Here is a 4,947-nt window from a genome sequence, read left to right as displayed (position 1 = left end):
CGTCCACGACGCCGGTTCCTTCGACGCCGAGGCGAGCGTGCGGCAGGGGGACGGGTGCGGGCGAGGTGCCGGAACGCATCATCTGGTCGAGCGGGTTGACGGCGAACGCCTCGATCCTGACCCGGACCTCGCCGGCGGCGGGCTCGACGACCGGTTCCTCGACGACGTGCATGACATCCGGCCCGCCGAACTCGTCGAACACGACGACTCGTGGCATGGTGACTCCTCCGCATCCGGTGCTGGTTTCGTTGCCCGCAAAAGACGTTACGGAGCCGCGGGTTACCTCCTGGTACCTTCGATTCTCATGCAGAACGTGGACGGAGCAGCCTTCCTCGCCGACTGCCCCACGCGCCTGGCGGTCGAGATCATCGCCGACAAATGGGCCGTGCTCGTGCTCTTCGGCCTCAGCCAGAAGCCTCGCAGGCACGGTGAGCTCGTCGACCTCATCGGCGGCGTCTCGCGCAAGGTCCTCACCCAGACGCTGCGCCGGCTCCAGCAGTACGGCCTGGTCGACCGCCACGCCGAAGCGCCACGGCGGGTCGAGTACAGCCTCACCGACCTCGGCCGGACCCTCATCGAGCCCATCGAGGTCCTGACGAACTGGGCGAGGGACTACGGCGGGGCCATCGCCGATTTCCAGGAGGCGGCGGAAGCCGCGACTTCTGCTCGTGCTCGCACCGCGGGCTGATCTCGGCGATGGGCGGCGCCCCGCCGGTGGGGCGACGTCGACGCCGGTCGGCCTTCGCAGCCGCAGCACACCTCTTCCGCATCGATCGATGCGGAAGTAGAAGGGGGTTGTCCGCATGGGACTGCTGGAGGGGAAGACTACAGGCCGAACTTCCGCTGCCCGACAGGCTCCACCCCGATCCCGCAGGACACCGCCGCATCGCCGAGAACTTCGCGCGACTCGCGTTCGGTTACGGCGGCCCCTTCGCCGCCGTAACCGGCTGACCAGGATCAGGATCATGTAGCGAGTGGGGCGGGCAGTTCTTGCGGCCTGGTGGTCGTCCGGGCCGGGGCGGCCGGGTTGGCGACGGCGCGGGCGCACGCACCGGGAACGTGCCGTCACCAGGCTCCGGTGATGGGTCCGTGTCCGGCCGAGCGGGAGGAGCGAGTGCCTGTGACCGTCCCGGCGATCCGGTCGATGAGCTCGAGGGCGTGGGCCAGGATACGCCGGTCGTCCTCGTCCAGGGACTTGTCCAGCGCCTCGGAGAGCGCACCGACGCGTCGGCGGCGGTCTGCGTCGATCGCACTCTTCCCGGACGTCGTCAGAGTGAGGATCTTCTTGCGACCGTCGTCCGGGTCGGGTCCGACGGCCAGACAGCCGTTATCGGTCAGCTCTTTGACGGTCGCGGCCATCGTCTGGTGGCGCACTCCACGGCTCGCCGCCAGGTCGGCCGTGGTCATCGGTCCGCGCACGTCGAGCAGGTCGAGCACGGCCGCCGGGATGGGGGCGAGCTTATCGACGGTGCGCGTGCTGCGGACCAGAGCACCGATCGCTGCCCTCAGGTGCGCGGCCAACTCATCCGGGGAGGGCGCCGGTTCGTTCGAAGACGTGCTGTTCACATCGCCAGGCTAAATATATACAGGGATACCTGTACAGTGTTTCCTGTAAATCGTCTGGTGAGGAGTCGACAGTGCAGCTGATCAAGCACGCCCACGCCTGTGTGTCGCTGGTCAAGGACGGCGGGCGGATCGTCATCGACCCGGGGACATTCACCCCGGATGCGAAGGAAGCGGTGGCCGCGGCCGAAGCCGTCCTGATCACCCACGAGCACTTCGATCATTTCGACGAGGATCTGATCGCCCAGGCCCTTGACGCCCGCCCCGACCTGCGGGTCTACGGACCGGCCGGCGTGGTCGAACGCTGGTCGGCCCGGCGCGGCCAGGTCACCGCGGTGGCAGCCGGTGACAGTGTCACCGTCGCGGGCTTCGATGTCGCGGTATTCGGCGACCTGCACGCCGCGATCCACCGCGACATCCCGCGCGTCTCGAACGTCGGCTACCTCGTCGAGGACCGGCTCTACCACCCCGGTGACGCGTACCACGTCCCGCCCACCCCGGTCGGCACGCTGCTCCTGCCCACAAGTGGGCCGTGGACCAAGCTCGGTGAGGCGGCAGACTACGTGCGCGAAGTTGCGCCCAAACGTCTGATCCAGATCCACGAGATCATGCTCAGCCAAACCGGACAGCAGTCGATGGCGCGATTCCTCAGCCCCGAGGCACTGAGCGCGGTCCCCCTGGCCATCGTTCCGGCCGGAGACACGATCACTGTGTGAGCCATCCGTGTGACGCTCACTCCCTCGTGGGCGACCACCTGGGCTGTGAGACGCTGTCTCTGTCCGGCGATCCGGGGCCCGGTCGGGACAGCAGATCGGCGACGAAGCCCAGCCGCGCCGCCCACGCCACCACGCACAGCAGGCCGACCGCGATCGCGAGTGTGGCCGTGAGGGTCGCGTACCGGTCCGGATCTCCGCAGCGGTCGTACGAGCTTTCGGCGAGCCCCTGGTCATCGAGGAACGCCCCGACCCCGAGCCCGGCCCCGGCCAGGTCCGCATCCGCGTCGAAGCCTCCGGGCTCTGCCACACCGACATCCACGCCGCCCATGGCGACTGGCCCGTCAAGCCGAACCCGCCGTTCGTGCCCGGACACGAGGGCGTGGGCATCGTCCAGAAGCTCGGCGACGGCGTCACCCACCTCGCGGTCGGGCAGCGGGTCGCCGTGCTGTGGCTCGGCAAGGCCTGTGGGCGGTGCCAGCACTGCCTGTCCGGCTGGGAGACGCTGTGCGAGCAGCAGATCGACACCGGATACGGCTGCGACGGCGGATACGCCGAGAAGATGCTGGCCTGGGCCGACTTCGCGCAGCCGGTGCCCCAGGGCATCAGCGCCCACACGGTGCTGCACCACTCGGCCTGTCCCGTCGCCGTCGTACCGCAATCGACCTGATCCGCGGCCCCGTTCAGAGGCTCGCCGCGTGGTCGGGGACGTACGTGCGCAGACCGCGCGGCGGACGGACGCAGTCGGCCGAAGGCGGGGGCGGGGGGCACCCCGGACCAGCGGCCCGTCCTCGACGCCACCCCCGCCGATCTGCGCCGCGGCGGCTACACGGACGGCTCGATGGGGCCCAAGGCCGAGGCCGCAGCCCGGTTCGTCGAACACACCGGAGGTCTGGCCGCGATCGGCGCCCTCGACGCGGCTCACGAGATCGTCCACACCTCGACCCCCACGACGTACCTCGGGCTGGAGAGCGCGAACCGTCCAAGAGCCGGGGTCACCAAGGGACTTCGGGCGGGCGGGTGTGGGCCGACCGGCCCTGTCCGTGGTCCGAAGGCCGGGCCCAGGGTGGAGGAAGTACGGCCCGGCACGTTACTTCGACCCGGAAGGGAATCCACCCATGTCCGACGTCCGATCGCAGCAAGCGCCCGCCCCGATCACGGACGAGGAACTGCAGGCCCTGGACGCCCACTGGCGTGCGGCCAACTATCTGTCCGCCGGCCAGATCTACCTCTTGTCCAATCCACTGCTGAGTGAGCCGCTGCGCCCCGAGCACGTCAAACCGCGGCTGCTCGGCCACTGGGGTACGTCGCCTGGCCTGAACCTGGTCCACACCCACCTCAACCGCGTCATCAAGACCCGCGGCCAGGACGCTCTGTGCATTTGGGGCCCCGGTCACGGCGGTCCCGCCGTGCTCGCCAACTCCTGGCTGGAGGGCAGCTACAGCGAGACGTATCCGGACGTGAGCCGGGACGCGAAGGGCATGGCCAGGCTGTTCCGGCAGTTCTCCTTCCCGGGAGGGGTGCCCAGCCATGTGGCACCCGAGACGCCTGGATCCATCCACGAGGGAGGCGAGCTGGGCTACTCCCTCTCGCACGCCTATGGGGCTGCTCTGGACAACCCGGATCTGCTGGTGGCCTGTGTGATCGGCGACGGCGAGGCGGAGACCGGACCGCTGGCCGCGTCCTGGCACTCCAACAAGTTCCTCGACCCCGTCCACGACGGCGCGGTGCTCCCGATCCTGCACCTCAACGGCTACAAAATCGCCAACCCCACGGTGCTGTCCCGGCTTCCCGAGCCCGAACTCGACGCACTGCTGCGGGGATACGGTCACGTCCCCATCCACGTCACCGGCGACGACCCGATGACCGTGCACCGTGCCCTGGCCGCCGCGATGGACGATGCCTTGGACCGCATCGCGCTCATCCAGCGCACTGCACGCGAGGAGGGCATCACCCAACGACCCCACTGGCCGCTGATCGTGCTGCGCACGCCCAAGGGCTGGACCGGTCCCGCCGAGGTCGACGGCCTTCCGGTGGAAGGCACGTGGCGCTCCCACCAGGTCCCCCTGGCCGCTGTCCGCGACAACCCGGAGCATCTGCGCCAGCTGGAGGCCTGGTTGCGCTCGTACAAGCCCGAAGAGCTCTTCGACGAGCGCGGCCGCCCCCGCGACCACGTGCTGGCCTGCATCCCCGAGGGCACCCGGCGCCTGGGCGCCACGCCGCACGCCAACGGCGGGCTGCTGGTGCGCGAGCTGCCGCTGCCGCCGCTGGAGCGGTACGCAGTCCCCGTCGACAAGCCCGGCGCGTCCCTGCACGAACCGACCCGGGTCCTCGGCGACCTGCTGGAGCACGTCATGCGGGCCACCGGCGAGCGACGTGACTTCCGGATCGTCGGCCCGGACGAGACCGCCTCCAACCGGCTCCAGGCGGTCTACGCAGCCAGCGGCAAGGCGTGGCAGGCCGAGACACTCACCGTCGACGAGAACCTGGACCGGCACGGCCGCGTGATGGAGATCCTCTCCGAACACACCTGCCAAGGCTGGCTGGAGGGCTACCTCCTCACCGGTCGGCACGGGCTGTTCTCCTGCTACGAGGCGTTCGTCCACATCGTCGACTCGATGGTCAACCAGCACATCAAGTGGCTCAGGACCTCCCGGCAGCTGACCTGGCG

At 69.6% G+C, this 4,947-nt stretch carries 5 protein-coding genes and 4 pseudogenes; 6 read left to right on the top strand and 3 right to left on the bottom strand.

The genetic code is table 11. The features are described from left to right. Positions 1-217, bottom strand: a 217-nt coding sequence (locus ACWD4J_RS43925; protein WP_451401169.1) for an alcohol dehydrogenase catalytic domain-containing protein, incomplete at its 3' end; no start/stop codon positions are given. A gap of 87 nt (positions 218-304) precedes the next feature. On the opposite strand from ACWD4J_RS43925, the gene ACWD4J_RS43920 reads away from it, so the two are divergent. Beyond that, positions 305-688 (top strand): winged helix-turn-helix transcriptional regulator, encoded by a 384-nt coding sequence (locus ACWD4J_RS43920; protein ID WP_451401168.1) that lies wholly within the window; start codon positions 305-307, stop codon positions 686-688. A gap of 143 nt (positions 689-831) precedes the next feature. Beyond that, positions 832-951, top strand: a pseudogene (locus ACWD4J_RS43915) (lipase); the annotation flags it as partial. A 114-nt stretch (positions 952-1,065) separates the two neighbouring features. Here the strand turns inward: ACWD4J_RS43915 and ACWD4J_RS43910 are convergent. After that, a complete protein-coding gene (locus ACWD4J_RS43910) occupies positions 1,066-1,566 on the bottom strand; it encodes a MarR family winged helix-turn-helix transcriptional regulator (protein WP_451401167.1) in 501 nt (166 codons plus the stop codon). A 71-nt stretch (positions 1,567-1,637) separates the two neighbouring features. Between ACWD4J_RS43910 and ACWD4J_RS43905 the strand changes: the two genes are divergently transcribed. Then, positions 1,638-2,279 carry an MBL fold metallo-hydrolase gene (locus tag ACWD4J_RS43905; RefSeq protein WP_451401166.1) on the top strand — a complete coding sequence of 214 codons (642 nt, stop codon included), beginning with the start codon at positions 1,638-1,640 and terminating at the stop codon, positions 2,277-2,279. A gap of 79 nt (positions 2,280-2,358) precedes the next feature. On the opposite strand, the pseudogene ACWD4J_RS43900 reads toward ACWD4J_RS43905, so the two are convergent. Next, positions 2,359-2,475, bottom strand: a pseudogene (locus ACWD4J_RS43900) (SulP family inorganic anion transporter); the annotation flags it as partial. Here ACWD4J_RS43900 and ACWD4J_RS43895 point away from each other — a divergent pair. From ACWD4J_RS43895 to ACWD4J_RS43885, 3 genes and pseudogenes are all read left to right on the top strand, one after another. Beyond that, positions 2,470-2,889 (top strand): annotated as a pseudogene (locus tag ACWD4J_RS43895) (alcohol dehydrogenase catalytic domain-containing protein); the annotation flags it as partial. The pseudogenes ACWD4J_RS43900 and ACWD4J_RS43895 overlap by 6 nt on opposite strands. Positions 2,890-3,042: 153 nt before the next feature. Beyond that, positions 3,043-3,228: pseudogene (locus ACWD4J_RS43890) on the top strand (carbamate kinase); the annotation flags it as partial. A gap of 166 nt (positions 3,229-3,394) precedes the next feature. Next, positions 3,395-4,947: phosphoketolase family protein (locus ACWD4J_RS43885; protein WP_451401165.1), on the top strand; the 1,553-nt coding region annotated here is incomplete at its 3' end.

This window comes from Streptomyces sp. NPDC002577 (genome assembly GCF_053594815.1).
Note: the sequence above shows the minus strand (reverse complement) of the source record. Positions and strands in the feature narration are given on the sequence as shown.

What these genes read in the sequence shown, in the direction of transcription:
- ACWD4J_RS43920 (WP_451401168.1), top strand. Translation starts at nt 305, where the DNA reads ATGCAGAACGTGGACGGAGCAGCCTTCCTCGCCGACTGCCCCACGCGC.